The sequence below is a fragment of the Actinoplanes cyaneus genome (assembly GCF_016862095.1).
GTDB lineage: Bacteria > Actinomycetota > Actinomycetes > Mycobacteriales > Micromonosporaceae > Actinoplanes > Actinoplanes cyaneus.
Genome location: NZ_BOMH01000007.1, coordinates 391994 through 411263 on the forward strand (window position 1 = coordinate 391994; position 19270 = coordinate 411263).

12 protein-coding genes, 1 tRNA gene and 1 pseudogene are annotated in these 19270 nt (G+C 71.1%); 11 read left to right on the forward strand and 3 right to left on the reverse strand.

All coding sequences use genetic code 11. The features are described 5' to 3' along the window. Nucleotides 1-339: 339 nt before the first annotated feature. The 6 genes and pseudogenes from trpC (at nt 340) to Acy02nite_RS06130 (ending at nt 6204) form a co-directional block, all read left to right on the forward strand. Complete coding sequence (trpC, locus tag Acy02nite_RS06105) at nt 340-1182, forward strand: indole-3-glycerol phosphate synthase TrpC (protein ID WP_203738791.1); 843 nt, start codon at nt 340-342, stop codon at nt 1180-1182. After that, nucleotides 1179-2420: a tryptophan synthase subunit beta gene (trpB, locus tag Acy02nite_RS06110; RefSeq protein WP_203738792.1), complete on the forward strand. Its 1242-nt coding sequence runs from the start codon at nt 1179-1181 to the stop codon at nt 2418-2420. Before trpC ends, trpB begins: the two co-directional genes overlap by 4 nt. A 5-nt stretch (nt 2421-2425) precedes the next feature. Continuing rightward, nucleotides 2426-3223 carry a tryptophan synthase subunit alpha gene (gene trpA, locus Acy02nite_RS06115; protein WP_425548250.1) on the forward strand — a complete coding sequence of 266 codons (798 nt, stop codon included), beginning with the start codon at nt 2426-2428 and terminating at the stop codon, nt 3221-3223. Further along, a complete protein-coding gene (locus tag Acy02nite_RS06120; protein WP_239174270.1) occupies nt 3223-3876 on the forward strand; it encodes a pyridoxine/pyridoxamine 5'-phosphate oxidase in 654 nt (217 codons plus the stop codon). Before trpA ends, Acy02nite_RS06120 begins: the two co-directional genes overlap by 1 nt. 55 nt (nt 3877-3931) lie before the next feature. Continuing rightward, nucleotides 3932-5126 (forward strand): annotated as a pseudogene (lgt, locus tag Acy02nite_RS06125) (prolipoprotein diacylglyceryl transferase); the annotation flags it as partial. Continuing rightward, a complete protein-coding gene (locus Acy02nite_RS06130; RefSeq protein ID WP_203738795.1) occupies nt 5014-6204 on the forward strand; it encodes an FAD-dependent oxidoreductase in 1191 nt (396 codons plus the stop codon). The pseudogene lgt and the gene Acy02nite_RS06130, both read left to right, overlap by 113 nt. Before the next feature lie 541 nt (nt 6205-6745). On the opposite strand, the gene Acy02nite_RS06135 is transcribed toward Acy02nite_RS06130, so the two are convergent. Beyond that, nucleotides 6746-7624 carry a GNAT family N-acetyltransferase gene (locus tag Acy02nite_RS06135; RefSeq protein ID WP_203738796.1) on the reverse strand — a complete coding sequence of 293 codons (879 nt, stop codon included), beginning with the start codon at nt 7622-7624 and terminating at the stop codon, nt 6746-6748. A gap of 191 nt (nt 7625-7815) precedes the next feature. Between Acy02nite_RS06135 and gltB the strand changes: the two genes are divergently transcribed. The 4 genes from gltB to Acy02nite_RS06155 all read left to right on the forward strand — a co-directional run bounded on the left by gltB (nt 7816) and on the right by Acy02nite_RS06155 (nt 16564). Continuing rightward, nucleotides 7816-12369 (forward strand): glutamate synthase large subunit, encoded by a 4554-nt coding sequence (gene gltB / locus Acy02nite_RS06140; protein WP_203738797.1) that lies wholly within the window; start codon nt 7816-7818, stop codon nt 12367-12369. Next, nucleotides 12362-13831, forward strand: a complete 1470-nt coding sequence (locus Acy02nite_RS06145; RefSeq protein WP_203738798.1) for a glutamate synthase subunit beta — start codon at nt 12362-12364, stop codon at nt 13829-13831. The genes gltB and Acy02nite_RS06145 overlap by 8 nt, the downstream gene beginning before the upstream one ends. A 418-nt stretch (nt 13832-14249) precedes the next feature. Continuing rightward, nucleotides 14250-15689 carry a pyruvate kinase gene (gene pyk, locus Acy02nite_RS06150; RefSeq protein WP_203738799.1) on the forward strand — a complete coding sequence of 480 codons (1440 nt, stop codon included), beginning with the start codon at nt 14250-14252 and terminating at the stop codon, nt 15687-15689. After that, entirely contained in the window at nt 15686-16564 is an 879-nt protein-coding gene (locus Acy02nite_RS06155) for an acyl-CoA thioesterase (protein WP_203738800.1), read from the forward strand. The genes pyk and Acy02nite_RS06155 overlap by 4 nt, the downstream gene beginning before the upstream one ends. A 217-nt stretch (nt 16565-16781) precedes the next feature. Here the strand turns inward: Acy02nite_RS06155 and Acy02nite_RS06160 are convergent, their stop codons facing one another. Beyond that, nucleotides 16782-17783: a hypothetical protein gene (locus Acy02nite_RS06160; protein ID WP_203738801.1), complete on the reverse strand. Its 1002-nt coding sequence runs from the start codon at nt 17781-17783 to the stop codon at nt 16782-16784. 404 nt (nt 17784-18187) lie between these two features. Continuing rightward, nucleotides 18188-18264, reverse strand: a tRNA-Leu gene (locus Acy02nite_RS06165). A gap of 130 nt (nt 18265-18394) precedes the next feature. Here Acy02nite_RS06165 and Acy02nite_RS06170 point away from each other — a divergent pair. Next, nucleotides 18395-19009, forward strand: coding sequence for an ANTAR domain-containing response regulator (locus tag Acy02nite_RS06170; protein ID WP_203738802.1), 615 nt, complete (start codon nt 18395-18397; stop codon nt 19007-19009). Nucleotides 19010-19270 lie beyond the last annotated feature (261 nt).

Consider the following 19270-nt stretch of genomic DNA (forward strand, 5'->3'; position numbering starts at 1 on the left):
CTCCGCATCATCATCGTGATCGTCGGCGGTGGCGGTGGCGGCGCTGTCGACGCCGCAGACAAGTTTGCCCGAGGGACACGATGCCGGAGCCGTATTTCCGCTCCGTGACGCCCGTGTCACCGCATGGTGGTGTCGGCCGTTCGGGGGAGGTGCCCCTGCACAGGGCTTCGCGACCCACCTGCTCGATGTATGCGACATGTGAGCGAAGTGACATGCGGGGCGGGCAGCCTGGCATTATGCCCCAGTCCAACTCGTGAGGCGCGCCATACCCCGGGAGCCCGGGGACGGGCCACGACGCCTAGCATCGGGCCGAAGACACCCGGAGAGGGGAGTCATTACGTGACATCCGATCGTGGCGGACCCGCGCGGCCGCAGAACGTACTCGAGGAGATCCTCGCCGGTGTGCGCGAGGACGTAGCGGCGCGTCAGGCACAGACGCCGTTGGAGCAGGTGCGGGAGCTCGCCGCCGCCGCGCCCCCGGCGATCGACGCCTACGCGGCCCTGCGCAAGCCGGGCGTGGCGGTGATCGCCGAGGTGAAGCGGTCGTCCCCGTCCAAGGGTGCGCTCGCCGACATCCCGGACCCGGCCGAGCTGGCCGGGGAGTATGCGGCCGGTGGTGCCCGGTGCATCAGCGTGCTCACCGAGGGCCGGTGGTTCGGCGGCTCGCTGGACGACCTGGTCGCGGTGCGTGCCGCGGTCAAGGTGCCGGTCCTGCGCAAGGACTTCGTGATCTCCAGCTACCAGGTGCACGAGGCCCGGGCCCACGGCGCGGACCTGGTCCTGCTGATCGTCGCGGCGCTGGAGCAGAACGCGCTGGTCGGTCTCCTGGAGCGGATCGAGTCGCTGGGCATGACCGCCCTCGTCGAGGTGCACAACGAGGAGGAGGCGGACCGCGCCCTCGAGGCGAACGCGAAGGTCATCGGGGTGAACGCCCGTGACCTGCGGACCCTCGAGGTGGACCGGTCCGTCTTCGAGCGGATCGCGCCCGGCCTGCCGAACAACGTCGTGAAGATCGCCGAGTCCGGCGTCCGCGGCCCGCACGACCTGATCCGGTACGCCTCGGCGGGCGCCGACGCGGTGCTGGTCGGCGAGGGCCTGGTCACCCAGAAGTCGCCGCGGGACGCGGTGGCCGAGCTGGTCAACGCGGGCAACCACCCGGCGACCCCGAGGCCCGTGCGATGAGTGCCGGGACCCTTCCCGACCTGTCCGGGCACTTCGGTCGCTACGGTGGCCGCTTCGTCCCGGAAGCACTGATCAAGGCACTGGACGAGCTGGAGACGGCGTACCGGTCGGCGAAGGTCGACCCGGAGTTCCAGGCCGAGTTCGAGGACCTGCTGCTGAACTACGCGGGCACCCCGTCGCTGCTCTACCCGGCGAAGCGCCTCTCCGCGAAGCTCGGCGCCGAGATCTGGCTCAAGCGTGAGGACCTGAACCACACCGGCGCGCACAAGGTGCGCAACGTGCTCGGCCAGGCTCTGCTCGCGAAGCGGATGGGCAAGCCCCGGGTGATCGCCGAGACCGGGGCCGGCCAGCACGGGGTGGCCAGCGCGACCGCGGCCGCCCTGCTCGACCTCGAGTGCGTGGTCTACATGGGCGAGACCGACACCGAGCGCCAGGCGCTGAACGTGGCCCGGATGCGGATGCTCGGCGCCACTGTCGTGCCGGTCACCAACGGCTCGCGGACCCTGAAGGACGCGCTGAACGAGGCGCTGCGTGACTGGGTCTCCACCGTCGAGACCACCCACTACCTGCTCGGTACGGCGGCCGGCCCGCACCCGTTCCCGGAAATCGTCCGTGACTTCGTGGGCGGCATCGGCGTCGAGGCCCGCCGGCAGTCCCTGGACCAGATCGGCCGGCTGCCGGACGCGGTCGCGGCCTGTGTCGGTGGCGGCTCCAACGCGATCGGCATCTTCCACGCGTTCGTGCCCGACGAGGGCGTGCGGCTGTACGGTTTCGAGGCCGGTGGCGCCGGCGTGGAGACCGGCCGGCACGCGGCGTCGATCACCGGCGGTTCGATCGGCGTGCTGCACGGCAACCGGACGTACCTGCTGCAGGACGAGGACGGGCAGACCATCGAGTCGCACTCGATCTCGGCCGGCCTGGACTACCCGGGTGTCGGCCCGGAGCACGCCTGGCTGCACGACACCGGGCGGGCCACCTACGAGCCGGTCACCGACGACGAGGCGATGGCGGCGTTCCAGCTGCTCTGCCGTACCGAGGGGATCATCCCGGCGATCGAGAGCGCGCACGCTCTGGCCGGCGCCGCGAAGATCGCCCCGCGGCTGCGCGAGGAGCTGGGCCGCACCCCGGTCATCGTGATCAACCTGTCCGGCCGTGGCGACAAGGACGTGCACACGGCGGGTGCGTACTTCGGCATCCTCGACCCGGTCGAGGCGGTAGTCCCCGGGGAGAACACGTGAGTCGCGTGAGCATCGCGGAGACCTTCGCGAAGGCCAAGTCGGACAACCGCGCGGTGCTGATCGGCTGCATGCCGGCCGGCTTCCCGACGGTGGACCACAGCATCGAGTCGATGATCGCGATGCACGAGGCCGGCTGCGACGTGATCGAGGTCGAGCTGCCGTACTCGGACCCGGTGATGGACGGCCCTGTGATCCAGAAGGCCAGCGACATCGCCCTGGCCGGCGGCGTCCGGACCAGGGACACCCTGAAGATCATCGAGGCCGTGGCGTCGGCCGGCGCCACGGTCGTGCTGATGACCTACTGGAACCCGATCGAGAAGTACGGCGTCGACGCGTTCGCCCGCGATCTCGCCGCGGCCGGGGCGACCGGGCTGATCACGCCCGACCTGATCCCGGACGAGGCCGGCGAGTGGATCGCCGCGTCGGACCGGCACGGGATCGACCGCACGTTCCTGGTCGCGCCGAGCTCGACCGACGAGCGCCTCGCGATGACCCTGGAGAACTGCCGGGGCTTCGTCTACGCCACCGCGCTGATGGGCGTCACCGGCGCCCGCACGTCCGTCTCCTCGCAGGCACCCGAGCTGGTCGCCCGGATCCGCCGCGCCGACCCGGTCATGCCGATCGGCGTCGGGCTCGGCGTCGGCACCGGTGACCAGGCCGCCGAGGTGGCCGCGTTCGCCGACGGCGTGATCGTGGGCAGCGCCCTGATCCGCTGCGTGCTGGAGGCGCCCGACCGGGCCACCGGCCTGACCCGCCTGCGCTCGCTCAGCTCGGAGCTGGCGGACGGTGTGCGCCGCCGCTGATGAGCATCAGCTGGTTGTTACGCACCCTCCCGGCGATGACCGGCGAGCTGGCCCGGTTCGACCTCGACCGGACCCCGGCCGAGCCGCGTGAGCTGTTCCTGCGCTGGTTCGGCGAGGCGGTCGCGGCCGGGGTGCGCGAGCCGCACGCCATGAACCTGGCGACGGTCGACGAGGGCGGGCTGCCCGACGTGCGGGTCCTGCTGCTGCGCGAGGTGGACGAGCGCGGCTGGCACTTCGCCACCGACCGTCGCAGCGCCAAGGGCCGTCAGCTCACCGCGGGCCCGCAGGCGGCGCTCGGTTTCTACTGGCCCGAGCAGGGGCGGCAGATCCGCGTACGCGGGAAGGTGTTCGATCTCGGTCTTGCGGCCGCGGCCGCGGACTTCCTGTCGCGCTCCCCGACGTCGAGGACGGCGTCGCTGAGCAGTGTGCAGAGCGACGTGCTGGCCGACTTGTCGGATGTCACCCTGGCGATGCACGAGGCCGAGCGGCTGCTGGCCGAGGACCCGGACTTCGTGCCGGAGAGCCACGTCATGTACGCGCTGGCGCCGGTCAGCGTCGAGTTCTGGCAGGGTGAGCCCGCTTCCCGGCGGCATCCGCGGCTGCGCTACCGGCGCTCCGCCGATTCCTGGGTCAAGGAAGCTCTCTGGCCCTGAACCGTTGCCTCCCTGGGCATTGCGCAGTGGCCCGGCGACGGTAGCGTGTGCACCCGTGAACTACGCCCTCATCCCCAGTCCCACCACGTCGGTGTGGCACCTGGGCCCACTCCCGATCCGGGCCTACGCGCTGTGCATCATCGCCGGCATGGTCGTCGCCACCCTGCTGATGGAGCAGCGGCTGCGTCACCGCGGGGTGGCGCCCTGGGCGTCGCTGGACATGGTGGTCTGGGCGGTGCCGTTCGGCATCGTCGGCGCCCGGCTCTACCACCTGGCCACCTCCCCGCAGGACTACTTCGGCTCCGGCGGTGACCCGGTCCGGGCGCTGTACATCTGGGAGGGCGGCCTCGGCATCTGGGGCGCCGTCGCCGGTGGCGCGCTCGGCGCGTGGATCGCGGCCCGGCAGATGGGCATCCCGCTGAGCGTCTTCGCCGACTCGCTCGCCCCGGCGCTGCCGATCGCGCAGGCCATCGGCCGGTTCGGCAATTGGTTCAACAACGAGCTCTACGGCAAGGTCACCACGCTGCCCTGGGGCCTGCAGGTGCACACCATGGACACCGCGAACCCGGGTCACGCGTCGACCGTCGACGGCGAGCCGCTGACCCTTCCCGACCTCTACCACCCGACCTTCCTCTACGAGGCGATCTGGGACGTCGGCGTCGGCGGCCTGGTCTGGCTGCTGGACCGGAGGTTCAAGTTCGGCAGGGGCCGGGCGTTCGCGCTGTACGTGATGGCGTACACGGCGGGCCGCTGCTGGATCGAGATGCTGCGCACCGACGAGGCCAACCACTTCTTCGGCATCCGGCTCAACGTGTTCGTGTCGATCGTGGTGTTCCTGGGCGCGGCGATCTACTTCGTCGTCAAGCGTGGCCCCCGGGAGTACGTGATTCCCACCGACGCGCCCGAGCCGGCCGTCGAGGGCTCGGACGTCTCCGCGGTGGATGTCTCCGCCGAGACGACCGCCACCAAGGCGCCGGCGTCGTACCGGGTGGTCACCGAGGAGGAGTTCCTGGAGTACCGGAAGACCGGGGCGATCCCGGCCGCCGAGGAGCGCGAGGCCGACCCCGAGCCCGTGACCAGCGAGTCCGCCGACAACTCCGCCGGCGACCGCTGAGCCCGGCGGAAGGCGGGCAACACGTGCGTACGGCCGTGGTGGTGGGTGCGGGCATGGCCGGTCTGGCCACGGCCGGCGCGCTGGCCCGCACCGGATGGCGGGTCACGCTCCTGGAACGCGCCGAGCGGATCGCCGCCCCGCCCACCGCTGTCGTCCTCTGGCCCAACGGCCGGCGCGCGCTGGAGTCGCTCGACCCGGACGGCGCCTGGTCGGCCAGCACGTCCCCGCTGCCGGACGGCGGGGTGCGCCGCCCGGACGGGCAGTGGCTCGTCCCGCCGCGCTCCCGGGCCGGCGCGACCGGGCCCGCCCCGGCCGTCGCGCACCTGGAGGACCTCTACGACGCGCTGGTCGCGGACCTCGGCGACACCGAGATCCGGACCGGCTTCGAGGTGACCACCGTCCGCACCGGCCGCCGGGAACGCCCCGCGGTCGGTGACGGCCGGACCCTGATCGAGGCGGACCTGGTGGTCGCCGCGGACGGCATCGACAGCCGGGTCCGGGCGGCGCTCGCCCCCGAGGCCGTCGCGGTCGGCTCCGGCTTCGCCGCGTGGCAGGCCGTCATCCCCGGCTACCGCGTGCCCAGGCTCTCCGACGGCCAGGCGCTCGGCGGCGAGACGCTCGGCGCGGGCTACCGATTCATCGCCATCCCGCTCGGCGCGCACGCGGCCGGCAAAGGCGGCATCTACTGGGTCGCGACCGCCGCCGGCGCCGCCCGCCCGGAACCCGCCGCCACCCAGCTCGCCCTGCTCCAGCGCTGGTTCTCCGGCTGGCACGAGCCGGTCGGCGAGCTGCTGTCGCTGACCCGCCCGGAGGAGCTCGTCCCGCAGGGCGTGCGCGAGCTGCGGCCACTGCCCCGGACGTACACCTTCCCCTCCGGCCCCGGCGGCGTCGTCCTGGTCGGTGACGCCGCGCACGCCATGCCGCACCACCTGGGGCAGGGCGCGTGCCTCGCCTTCGAGGACGCCGCGACGCTGCGCTCCCTGCTCGCCGACGCCACCCCCGGCGATGCGCTGACCAGGGCGATCGAGGGTTACACGCGGTTGCGTCAGCCGCGCACGGCGACGGTCGTCCGGCAGAACCGCCGGATGTCAGCGGTGGTCCAGGCCCGCGGCCGGCTCGCCCTCCGAGCCCGCGACGCCGCGCTGAACCACATGCGCCCGCGCCTGCTCGGCCGCACCCTCGACCCGGTCTCCGACTGGTCCCCGCCGGATTAACCCCTTTTGCCGTACGACGATGGACCGCCCGTCCGCAGGCGACACGACCAAGCCCCCTGCGTGCCCGCGCGAGGTCCGCTGGGGCCGGGCCGGTAAGCGCGGCGTGCCGACTCGGCTGGTGCTCAGGGCTGGTTCTCGGGGCTCGGAACGACCGTGAGCGCCAGCCGGCGTACGCAAGGTTCGCAGCGGGTCGGACTCGCGACGCGGCTGGTGGTGCCGGCTGGTCCTCATGGGCGTTATCCGTCCCGGATAACGCCCATGAGGACCAGCCGGGACTAGGACGCGCGTTGCCGGCTCAGCACGGTTCGGATCTGGCGTGGGGTTCAGGTGGTGCGGGATCAAGTTGCGGGGCTGGTCCGGATCTTGGGACGGGTGGCGTTCTTCACGGGTGGTTCACGCGCTGGACACAGGTGGACCGGGTGCGGCCGGAAGCTCGTGCGGGACGGGCCAGGCACGGTATCGGTAACGGGCAGAGCCCAGCACGGTGCTTACGGCGTACCAAATCCTGGGAAGTGTGAGCGAGTCGCGGGGACCTCGCGTGTCACAGGGAGAGGGCGACCGGCGCGGCGATGCAGGCCGTGCCGATCCGGCGGAACCCGACCTTCGTGTAGAGGCGGGCCACGTCGTCGTCCCCGGCGGTCAGGAAGATCAGGTCGGCGCCGCGGGTCAGCAGTCCCCGGGCGAGCGAGGCGGTGAGCTGCGAGGCGTAACCACGCCCGCGCGCCGACGGCAGCGTGGCCACCCCGGCGATCTCGGCCACGTCGCCGGCGCGCTGGCTGGTACCGGTGGCCAGCACGCCCTCCTCCGGTGACTCGACGACGACGGTCTCGTAGTCGCCGCCGGCCAGCATCCGGCCGATGCTCCGCACCGCCTCGGCGGTGATCGAGGACTCCGCCGCGGCGTCCCGCTCGGACGGCCCGGCACCCTCGATGAGCAGCGTGTTCTCGGCGACCTCGAGGGGGGTGCGGTAGGCCGGCGCGGCGAACGCGAGCCGCGCCACGGCCCGCGAGGCGGCCAGGTCCGCGGCGAACCCGGGCGCGTTCGGGTCGAGCCGCCGGAGCGTCGCGCCGGGCACCGGAAGATCCGGCACGAGGGCTTGCGGATCGAGGCTGAGCAGTGGCGCGAGCAGCACCTCCAGGCCGGCCGAGCGGGCCACGGCGAGCAGGTCGGGCGTGGTCTCGTGCACCCACTCGAACGCTTCCGGCACCCCCAGCTCGCGCTGCCGGGCCCGGCACGTGATCAGGTCGGCCGCGGACGGGGTGGGCGAGCCTATGCGTGGTCGTGCATAGTAGGGCCAGCCCTCGCCCTCGCGGACGAAGAGCACCAGGGAACCGATCTCCTCGATCCGGGCCCAGGGCCGGGGCAAAGCGTCGTAGAACTGTTCGAGCCGGTCGAAGTGGTCGGAATCCGCTCGTGCCATCGCGCGAGACTACCGGTCCCCGGTGCGGCTGTGCTATTCAGTTCGTCCACACCAACCCGTGATCCGGGCGTCAGGTGTGATCAATCCGCACCTGGCGGAGATCAGTGTCTCTTAACGTAGACTCAAGAGACTTTGCAGGGCCGACGTCGTCCCGACCTTGATCCGAAACACCAGAGACGACAGGAGGCCCGGTGGCATATCCGCATCTCCAGGGGTTGTACGACCCGGCGTTCGAGCGTGACGCCTGCGGCGTGGCCTTTGTTGCTGACATTCATGGCCGTCGAAGCCACGACGTGGTGGCCAAGGGCCTGTCGGCGCTCATCCGCCTGGACCACCGGGGCGCGCGTGGCGCCGAGCAGAACACCGGCGACGGCGCCGGGATCATGATCCAGATCCCGGACGAGTACTACCGCGCGGTGACCGATTTCGACCTGCCCGAGGCGGGCCGATACGCGACCGGTCTGGTGTTCCTGCCGACCGACCCCGCCGAGGCCGCCCGCGCGATCAAGGTCTTCGAGAAGTACGCGCTCGTCGAGGGCGGCGACCTGCTCGGCTGGCGCGACGTCCCGGTGAACCCGGCCGGTCTGGGCGCGACCGCCGAGGACGCGCGCCCGGCGATCCGGCAGGTGTTCATCGCCGCGCACCGGCTCGTCGACTCGCCCGCCGGCAAGGCCGGTGAGCCGCTCTCCGGCATCGAGCTGGACCGGGTGGCGTTCTGCATCCGCAAGCAGGCGGAGCGGGAGACGTCCCAGCGGGGCGTCCCGGCGTACTTCCCCTCGCTCTCCGCGCGGACCATCACGTACAAGGGCATGCTCACGCCCGAGCAGCTGCCGGAGTTCTTCCCGGAGCTGAGCGACGAGCGGATGAGCAGTGCGATCGCGCTGGTGCACTCCCGCTTCTCGACGAACACGTTCCCGTCGTGGCCGCTGGCTCACCCGTACCGGCTGATCGCCCACAACGGCGAGATCAACACCATCCGGGGCAACAAGAACTGGATGGCCGCCCGCGAGGCGCTGCTCTCCACGCCGAACCTGCCCGGCAACATCAAGCGGCTGTTCCCGATCAACTCGCCGGAGGCGTCCGACTCGGCCAGCTTCGACGAGGTGCTGGAGCTGCTGCACCTGTCCGGCCGCAGCCTGCCGCACGCCGTGCTGATGATGATCCCGGAGGCGTGGGAGAACGACCCGGGCATGGACCCGGCGCGTCGTGCCTTCTACCGCTTCCACGCGAGCCTGATCGAGCCGTGGGACGGTCCCGCCGCTGTCGCGTTCACCGACGGCACGCAGATCGGCGCGGTCCTCGACCGCAACGGCCTGCGCCCGGGCCGTTGGTGGCACACCAAGGACGGGCTGGTCGTGCTCGGCTCCGAGGCCGGCGTGATCGACCTCGACCCGGCCGACGTGGTCGCCAAGGGTCGCCTGCAGCCCGGCAAGATGTTCCTGGTCGACACCGCGGCCGGGCGGATCGCCCACGACGCGGAGATCAAGGCCGAGCTGGCCGCCGCCCAGCCGTACGCGGAGTGGCTGCACGCCGGCCTGATCGAGCTGGCCGACCTGCCCCCGCGCGAGCACGTCATCTACACGCACGACTCGGTGCTGCGCCGGCAGCAGGTCTTCGGCTACTCCGAGGAGGAGCTGAAGATCCTGGTCGGCCCGATGGCCAGGACCGGGGCAGAACCGCTTGGCTCGATGGGCACGGACACGCCGATCTCCCCGCTGTCGAGCCGGCCGCGGCTGCTCTTCGACTACTTCCACCAGCTCTTCGCGCAGGTCACCAACCCGCCGCTGGACGCCATCCGGGAGGAGCTGGTCACCAGCCTCTCGATGACGATCGGGCCGGAGGGCAACCTGCTGAACCCGGGGCCGGCGAGCTGCCGTCAGATCGCCATGCCGTACCCGATCATCGACAACGACGAGCTGGCCAAGCTGCTCTCCATCGACGAGGACGGCGACCTGCCCGGCTTCAAGGCGGTCCGCGTCTCCGGCCTCTACCCGCTGCGTGACGGCGCGGCCGGCATCAAGGCCCGGCTGACCCAGATCTGCCGGCACGTGTCCGAGGCGATCGAGGACGGCGTGCGCATCCTCGTGCTCTCCGACCGCGACTCCAACGCGGACCTGGCGCCCATCCCGTCGCTGCTGCTCACCGCCGCAGTGCACCAGCACCTGGTGCGCGAGCAGACCCGTACCCAGGTGGCGCTGGTCGTCGAGTCCGGTGACTGCCGTGAGGTGCACCACGCGGCGGTGCTGATCGGCTTCGGCGCCGCGGCGGTCAACCCGTACCTGGCCTTCGAGTCCGTCGACGACCTGATCGCCACCGGCGCGCTGACCGGCATCGACCCGCGCACGGCGATCCGCAACTACGTCAAGGCGCTCGGCAAGGGCGTCCTGAAGATCATGTCGAAGATGGGCATCTCGACGGTCTCCTCGTACTGCGGCGCGCAGGTGTTCGAGGCCGTCGGCCTGGACAACAAGCTGCTCCAGCGGTACTTCGCGGGCACCTCGGGCCGGATCGGCGGCGTCGGTCTCGCCGAGATCCACGCCGAGGTCAAGGCGCGCCACGAGAAGGGGTACCCGGCGAACAAGGCCGAGCGGGCGCACCGCCGGCTCGAGGTCGGCGGCGAGTACCAGTGGCGCCGCGAGGGCGAGATCCACCTGTTCAACCCGGAGACCGTCTTCCTGCTGCAGCACGCCACCCGCAGCAAGCAGTACGACGTCTTCCAGAAGTACACCGACAAGGTCAACGAGCTGTCGGCACAGGCCGGGCACCTGCGTGGCCTGTTCCGGTTCGCCTCCGACCGGCCCGCGATCGACATCAGCGAGGTCGAGCCGGCCGCCGAGATCGTCAAGCGCTTCTCCACCGGCGCGATGAGCTACGGCTCGATCTCCGCGGAGTCGCACGAGACCCTCGCGATCGCCATGAACCGGCTCGGCGCCAAGTCGAACACCGGTGAGGGCGGCGAGGACGTCGAGCGCCTCTACGACCCGGAGCGCCGTTCCGCGATCAAGCAGATCGCCTCCGGCCGGTTCGGCGTGACCAGCGAGTACCTGGTCAACGCGGACGACCTGCAGATCAAGATGGCGCAGGGCGCGAAGCCCGGCGAGGGTGGCCAGCTGCCCGGCAACAAGGTGTGGCCGTGGGTCGCCAAGACCCGGCACGCCACCCCGGGCGTCGGCCTGATCTCCCCGCCGCCGCACCACGACATCTACTCGATCGAGGACCTGGCGCAGCTGGTCCACGACCTGAAGATGGTCAACCCGGCCTCCCGGGTGCACGTCAAACTGGTCTCCGAGATCGGCGTGGGCACGGTGGCGGCGGGTGTCGCCAAGCTGAAGGCCGACGTCATCCTGATCTCCGGCCACGACGGCGGCACCGGCGCGTCCCCGCTGAACTCGCTCAAGCACGCCGGCACCCCGTGGGAGCTGGGCCTGGCCGAGGCGCAGCAGACGCTGCTGCTGAACAAGCTGCGGGACCGGGTCACCGTGCAGGTCGACGGCCAGCTCAAGACCGGGCGTGACGTGGTCGTCGCGGCCCTGCTCGGCGCCGAGGAGTTCGGCTTCGCGACAGCGCCACTGATCGTCTCCGGCTGCGTCATGATGCGCGTCTGCCACCTGGACACCTGCCCGGTCGGCATCGCCACGCAGAACCCGGTGCTGCGCGAGCGCTTCACCGGCAAGCCGGAGTTCGTGGAGAACTTCTTCATGTTCCTCGCCGAGGAGGTCCGGGAGATCCTGGCCGAGCTGGGCTTCCGGAGCATCGAGGAGGCGATCGGTCACGCCGAGATCCTGGACGTGGCGGACGCGATCGACCACTGGAAGGCCAACAAGCTGGACCTGGCGCCGATCCTCTACGTGCCCGAGCTGCCCGAGGGCGCGGCCCGCCGCGGCGTGGTCGCTCAGGACCACGGCCTGGAGAAGGCTCTGGACAACGAGCTGATCGCGCTCGCCCAGCCGGCCCTGATCAAGGGCGCGAAGGTGCGCGCCGAGGTGGTCACCCGCAACGACCAGCGCAGCGTCGGCGCGATGCTGGGCGGCGAGGTCTCCCGGCGGTACGGCGGCAACGGCCTGCCCGACGACACCATCGAGTTCACCCTGCGGGGCACCGGTGGCCAGTCGTTCGGCGCGTTCCTGCCGCGGGGCGTCACGCTGCGGCTGATCGGCGACACGAACGACTACGTCGCCAAGGGTCTCTCCGGCGGCCGGATCATCGTGCGCCCGGCCGAGGACGCGCCGTTCACGGCGGAGGAGAACACCATCGCCGGCAACACCATCCTGTACGGCGCGACGGCCGGCGAGCTGTTCCTGCGCGGGCGGGTCGGCGAGCGGTTCGCGGTCCGCAACTCGGGTGGCGTGGCCGTCGTCGAGGGCGTGGGCGACCACGGCTGCGAGTACATGACCGGTGGCACCGTCGTGGTGCTCGGCCCGACCGGGCGCAACTTCGCGGCCGGCATGAGCGGCGGCAAGGCGTTCGTGCTCGACCTCGACCAGAACCTGGTGAACCCGGAACTGGTCGACCTCGCGCCGCTCACCGACGAGGAGCGCGACACGCTGCGCTCGCTGGTGGAGAAGCACCACGCGGAGACCGACTCGGCCGTCGCCGAGCGCCTGCTCAAGGACTGGCCGGCCGCGGTCGAGCAGTTCACCGCCGTGGTGCCGCGCGACTACAAGCGCGTGATGGAGCTGATCAGGACCGCCGAAGCCGCCGGTCGCAACGTTGACGAGGCGGTCATGGGGGTCACCAGTGCCTGATCCGAACGGTTTCCTCCGGTACGAGCGGCAGCTGCCCAAGCGGCGGCCCGTCCCGCTGCGCCTGATGGACTGGAAAGAGGTCTACCCGCCCGCGGGCGAGGAGCTGATCCGCGACCAGGCCACCCGCTGCATGGACTGCGGCATCCCGTTCTGCCACGAAGGCTGCCCGCTGGGCAACCGGATCCCGGACTGGAACGACCTGGTCCGTACCGGGAACTGGGAGTCGGCGATCGAGTCGCTGCACGCCACCAACAACTTCCCGGAGTTCACCGGCCGGCTCTGCCCGGCGCCGTGCGAGGCGGCCTGCGTGCTCGGCATCTCCGACGACCCGGTGACGATCAAGCAGGTCGAGGTGGAGATCGCGAACCACGCGTTCGAGCGGGGCCTGGTCCCGCAGCCGGCGCCGGTCGCCTCCGGCAAGTCGGTCGCGGTGGTCGGCTCCGGCCCGGCCGGCCTGGCCGCCGCCCAGCAGCTGGCCCGGGCCGGTCACGCGGTCACGGTCTACGAGCGCGACGATCGGATCGGGGGCCTGCTGCGGTACGGCATCCCGGACTTCAAGATCGAGAAGCACGTCATCGACGAGCGGCTCGCGCAGATGTCCGCCGAGGGTGTCGAGTTCCAGACCGGCGTGAACGTGGGCGTCGACATCACCGCCGACGACCTGCGTGAGCGGTTCGACGCGGTGCTGCTGGCCGCCGGTGCGCTCGCCGGCCGGGACACCTCGGAGACCCCGGGCCGCCACCTGAAGGGCGTGCACCTGGCGATGGAGCACCTGGTGCCGGCCAACCGGATCGTCGCCGGCCTGCAGGACACCACGCCGATCGACGCCAAGGGCAAGCACGTGGTCATCATCGGTGGCGGCGACACCGGAGCGGACTGCCTCGGCGTCGCGCACCGCCAGGGCGCCGCCTCGGTCACCCAGCTCGACCAGTACCCGCTGCCGCCCGAGACCCGGGTCGGTGTCAAGGACCCCTGGCCGACCTGGCCGATGATCCTGCGCAGCTACGCGGCGCACGAGGAGGGCGGCGACCGCGTCTTCGGCGTGGCCGTGCAGGAGTTCGTCGGTGACGCGGACGGCAACCTGGTCGCGATCCGGCTCGCCGAGGTGTCGGTGCAGCGGATCGACGGCGTCCGGACGGTCACCGTCACTCCCGGCTCGGAGCGTGAGCTGCGCGCCGACCTGGTGCTGCTGGCGATCGGCTTCGAGGGCACCGAGGACCAGCCGCTGCTGTCCCAGTTCGGCCTGACCCGCAACCGGCGCAGCGTGCTGGACGCGGACGGTGGCTGGCAGACGTCCGCCGAGGGTGTCTTCGTGGCGGGCGACATGCACAAGGGCGCGTCGCTGATCGTGTGGGCGATCGCCGAGGGCCGGTCGGCCGCGGCGGCGATCCACGACTACCTGGGCGCCGCGGGGGACCTTCCCGCGCCGGTCCGGTCCGACCAGCAGCCTCTCGCTGTGTGATCGGCTCGGTGTAATCGGCATCGCCTTCGGCTCGCGGGCTGTGTAATCGGCGTCGCCTTCGGCTCGCGGCATTTCGGCCCTTCAGGTCGATGCCGAGAGCACCGGAAAACGACTGCGCTTCGCTGGTTGTTTTCCGGCACTCTCGGCATCGACGGGCGAAATGCGTGGTGCTCTCGGGTAACTCACAGGACCTTTCACCCGATCGGGTGGCGGGTCCTGTTTGTGCTGGTGGGGCGGGGTTGTGGCATGTGCCGACGGGCGCACAGCGGCGACCGTTAAGCTGAGCCGGCGGTCGCTGAAGCCCGCGGACGACGTAGCGTTCCCGTGACTTCCCGGGTTGACCTCGCCGTCGACACTCGCAGTTCATGCCGAGGACGGGGGTCGGCCGCCGAGCCGCCCCAGGAGAAGGACTAGCCTGATGGCCGTGACACGCCGCGTAAAGATCGTCTGCACGATGGGCCCCGCCACCAAGTCGCCGGAGCGGATGCTCGGCCTGGTGGAAGCGGGCATGAACGTGGCCCGGATGAACTTCAGCCACGACACCCGGGAGAACCACCGGGAGATGTACGAGCTGGTCCGCTCCGCCGCGGAGCAGGCCGACCGTCCGGTCGCGATCCTCGCCGACCTCCAGGGTCCGAAGATCCGGCTCGGCAAGTTCGCCGACGGGCCGCACCGCTGGGAGACCGGTGACCGCGTGGTCATCACCAGCGACGACATCGTCGGTACCAAGGAGCGGGTCTCCTGCACGTACACGAAGCTGCCGCTGGAGGTCAAGGCCGGTGACCGGCTCCTGATCGACGACGGCAAGGTCGCTGTCGAGGTGACCGGCGTCGTCGACGGCAAGGACATCCAGTGCCTGGTCACCGAGGGTGGCCCGGTCAGCAACAACAAGGGTGTCTCGCTGCCGAACGTCGCGGTCTCCGTCCCGGCCATGAGCGACAAGGACGAGGAGGACCTGCGCTTCGCCCTGAAGCTCGGCGTCGACCTGGTCGCGCTCTCGTTCGTCCGCTCGCCGGAGGACATCAAGATGGTCCACTCGGTGATGGATGAGGAGGGTCGTCGCGTCCCGGTCATCGCCAAGGTGGAGAAGCCGGAGGCGGTCGACCACCTCGAGGCGATCGTGCTGGCCTTCGACGGCGTCATGGTGGCCCGTGGCGACCTGGGCGTCGAGCTCCCGCTGGACCAGGTCCCGCTGGTGCAGAAGCGCGCCGTGCAGCTCTGCCGGGAGAACGCGAAGCCCGTCATCGTCGCGACCCAGATGCTCGACTCCATGATCGAGAACTCGCGCCCGACCCGCGCCGAGGCCTCCGACGTCGCGAACGCGGTGCTCGACGGCGCCGACGCGGTCATGCTCTCGGGCGAGACCTCCGTCGGTAAGTACCCGGTGCTCACGGTCAGCACGATGGCCAAGATCGTCACCACCACCGAGGGTGGCGGCCTGGGCGTGGCCCGGCTGCAGCACGACCCGAAGACGCACGGTGGCGCGCTGACCATCGCCGCCTCGCAGATCGCCCGGAACATCGGCGCCAAGGCGCTGGTCGCGTTCTCGCAGACCGGCGACACCGTGCGCCGCCTCGCGCGTCTGCACTGCGACCTGCCGCTCTACGCGTTCACCCCGGTCGCCGAGGTGCGCAACACGCTGGCGCTGAGCTGGGGCGTCGAGACGTTCCTGACCGACTTCGTCGAGCACACCGACGACATGTTCCGCCAGGTGGACGCGAAGATGCTGGGTCTCGGCCTGGCCAAGCCCGGCGACTACGTGGTCGTCGTGGCCGGCTCCCCGCCGAACGCGCCCGGCTCCACCAACACCCTGCGCGTCCACCAGCTCGGCTCCCTCGTGGACCCCTCCGCCGTATGACGCAGCCCCTGCAGGGCCAGGCCGCCGTCGACCAGCTTCTGGAGATCCTCGACCTGAGGCAGGTCGACGCGGCCACCTTCACCGGTGACAGCCCGCAGACCGGTGCCCAGCGCGTGTTCGGCGGCCAGGTCGCCGGGCAGGCGCTGGTCGCCGCGGGCCGGACGGTCGATCCGGCCCGCACGGTGCACTCGCTCCACGGCTACTTCGTCCGGCCGGGCGATCCGACCGAGCCGATCACGTTCCAGGTGGAGAACATCAGGGACGGAAGATCCTTCTCGGTACGGCGTTCCACCGCGAAGCAGCACGGCAAGACGATCTTCTTCATGTCGGCGTCGTTCCAGATCCCCGAGGAGGGCCTGGATCACCACGAGCCGGCGCCGGAGGGGGTGCCCGCCCCGGAGGACGTCCCCACCATGCGGGACTGGGTGGCGAAGTACCCGAGCCGCCGCACGGTCTTCAACGCCAGCCCGCAGGCGGTCGACGTGCGGTACCTGGGCCAGCCCGGCTGGGTGCCGCCCGGCGACCGGGACGCCGACCCGCAGCAGCGGGTGTGGATGCGCATCGACGGCAAGCTGCCCGACGATCCGCTGATCCACGCGTGCGCGCTGACCTACGCGTCCGACCTGTCGCTGCTGGACGCGGTCCTGTCGTACCACGGCGAGGTGTGGGGGCCGGGCGGCGTCGTCGGCGCGAGCCTCGACCACGCGCTCTGGTTCCACCGCGACTTCCGGGCCGACGAGTGGTTCCTCTACGACAGTGCCAGCCCGTCGGCGAGTCGTGCCCGGGGCCTGGCCAGCGGGCGGATGTTCACCCGGGACGGCCGGCACATCGCCAGCGCCGTCCAGGAGGGCCTGCTGCGCCGCGTCGGCGCCTGACAGCGGCAGGGCCGGCTCCTGACTGCCGGTGGCGTTGCGCGGCAGCGCGTCCAGGAAGATCACGTTGGCAGCGGGCCGGCGCCCAGCACGGCAGCCGTGTCACGTCGCGAGTCCGGCAAGCCGGAGAAGTCCTGTGGCTCCGCCGATGGTGGGTCCCGGCCTGGCGACCGGCCGGACAAACGGATCCACCACCGACGGAGCCGGGGACAGGACTTTCCTAGTGACCGCCCGCCGGTCGATCCGGCTTGGCGGCGTTTCCGGCCGGGGTTCCCTCGATGCCTTCCGGGCTGTCCGGCACCGGCGGCAGATCCCCGGCGTGCGGCCCCGGGGCGGCGCCCGGCCGCGGCCCGGTGATCCCGGCCTGGGCCAGCATCGCGTCCAGATCCGCGGTGGTCCGCACTACCCGGTCGTGGAACGACTCGCCGGGCGCCTCCGAACCGTGCGGCACCAAGGCCCCGGCTGACATCGAGGCGCTGGCTGACAACGAGCCGCCGGCGGGCATCGAAGCGCCGGCGGGCATCGGGGCCCCGGCGGGCATCGGGGTGCCGACCGGCAACGAGGCGCCGACCGGCACCGTGGTGTCACCCGCCGGCGACGCGGGTGTGCCCGCGTCGCGGGCCCGGTGCCGGGCCGGTTTGCGGGCCTCGAAGTCGGCGTGCCCCGCGGTGTACCCGGTCAGCCCGGCGGCCCGCTCCGGTGGCAGCTCCAGCACGTCCCGGCCCTTGGCCGCGATCTCCCGCAGCCGCAGCGCGGTGACCAGGTCGGCGACCGCCCGCAGCACGCCCAGCCCGCCCAGGATGACGATGACGGCCCCGGCGCTGCGGGCGAGAGGCCCGGCGGCGGTGAAGCCCAGCCCGGTCTCCAGCACGCCGACGGTGACGATCAGGCTCCACACCCGGTCCGTGCCGCGTGTCATCATGCCGACAGCGACGTCCACGGCGCCGCGCACCAGCAGGTACCACCCGATGAGCGACGCCGTCGTGGTCCAGCCGGCGTCGTCGCTGAGCAGCATGGCAGCGCCGGTCGCGGCGAAGAGCGCGGCGAGGGCGGTGTTGAGCCACCAGGTCCTGGTCCCGGCGAGTGCGCGCAGGCCCTCGCAGACCGCCCCGAACAGCACGATCGGCCCGGCGACGCCCGCGATCCCGGCCGGCTCGAGTCGCAGCACGCTCCAGCCGATGACCAGCCACGCGGCGGCGGCGACCATCAGGAATCCCCACATGCCTCCGCGCGTGGCGGTCAGTGGTGACGAACCGGACCACAACATGAGGCCTCCCGCTGATGCTGTCCCTGCCATGACAGCACCCGGGGGAGGTGACGATCGGGTGAACGCCGAGATTGCCCGCCCGGTCAGCCGGGAACGACTGTCCGGCAGCCGGGCATGGCCGGGACGTCAGGCCACCGCGAGGCGATTACGAGTACGCCGTAATGGTCGTACCACAAATGTCGTAATGCTTTTCCCCGGCGCGGCCGAAGGGGCCTGGCAGGAGCCTCCGCACCAGGTGCAGCGGCACCACGGCGATCACCGCTGACGTCGGTAGATGTTTCCGGCTGATGTGTGCCGTGTCACCGCATGGTCAACGGTGAATGGGACGCTCGCCAGGCGGGCCCGCGAGGTGGTATTTGTGGTGTCCCCGGTGGGATTCGAACCCACACTGAATGGATTTTGAGTCCATCGACTCTGCCGGTTGGTCTACGGGGACAGGACGGATGGCGGCACCGCGGCAAGCGGTGATGCCAAGCTCAGCGAGAGACAGCCTACCTACTACGCTGAGGAGGGTGACACCCAGATACCGGGGTGTCGCGTCAGCAGAGGTTGGGGGAAGAGGTTCCGTGGCCGACACGCAGGCTGGTGCCGAGCGCAGGCGGGTGCTCATCGCCGAGGACGAGGCCCTGATCCGGTTGGATCTCGCCGAGATGCTCGTCGAGGAGGGCTACGACGTCGTCGGTGAGGCCGGGGACGGCGAGACCGCCGTCCGGCTGGCCGAGGAGCTGAAGCCGGACCTGGTGATTCTGGACATCAAGATGCCGATCATGGACGGGCTGGCCGCCGCCGAGCGGATCGCCGGTGGGCGCATCGCCCCGGTCGTGATCCTCACCGCGTTCAGCCAGCGCGATCTGGTCGAGCGTGCCCGGGCGGCAGGCGCCATGGCGTACCTGGTGAAGCCGTTCCAGAAGTCGGACCTGGTGCCGGCGATCGAGATCGCACTGTCGCGGTATTCGGAGATCGCCGCGCTGGAGTCCGAGGTCGCCGGCCTGACCGACCGTCTGGAGACGCGGAAGTCGGTCGAGCGTGCCAAGGGCGAGCTGATGACGAAGTATGCGATGACCGAGCCGCAGGCGTTCAAGTGGATCCAGCGCACGGCGATGGATCACCGCATGACGATGCGCGAGGTGGCGGACCGGATCCTCAAGGAGTCCGAGGGTGAGACGCCCGCCGCTGAGTAGCCACCGTTCAGATATTGGCCCTTGACCGTAAGTTGAGGCTCAGTAACGGCTTTGTTACGGCCGACTGTGTGACTCGTCTCTGAAGCTATGATCCCCGCCAGTCTTCGCGACATCGCTGGCGGGGATTTCTGCTGCTAAACACGAGGAGCATCGTTGCGTAGAGCCGTGATCATCTTCACGGCCGTTCTCGGATTTGTGTTGATGTCCCTGGGGCTGGGCGCCACGAGCGCTCTCGCCGCGGGCGAGTCTTTGCAAGGCACG

Excerpts from the sequence above, each read along its gene's own strand:
- trpB (WP_203738792.1), top strand. The coding sequence starts at position 1,179 with ATGAGTGCCGGGACCCTTCCCGACCTGTCCGGGCACTTCGGTCGCTAC.
- Acy02nite_RS06120 (WP_239174270.1), top strand. The coding sequence starts at position 3,223 with ATGAGCATCAGCTGGTTGTTACGCACCCTCCCGGCGATGACCGGCGAG.
- Acy02nite_RS06135 (WP_203738796.1), bottom strand. The coding sequence starts at position 7,624 with ATGGCACGAGCGGATTCCGACCACTTCGACCGGCTCGAACAGTTCTAC.
- pyk (WP_203738799.1), top strand. The coding sequence starts at position 14,250 with ATGGCCGTGACACGCCGCGTAAAGATCGTCTGCACGATGGGCCCCGCC.
- Acy02nite_RS06155 (WP_203738800.1), top strand. The coding sequence starts at position 15,686 with ATGACGCAGCCCCTGCAGGGCCAGGCCGCCGTCGACCAGCTTCTGGAG.
- Acy02nite_RS06160 (WP_203738801.1), bottom strand. The coding sequence starts at position 17,783 with ATGTGGGGATTCCTGATGGTCGCCGCCGCCGCGTGGCTGGTCATCGGC.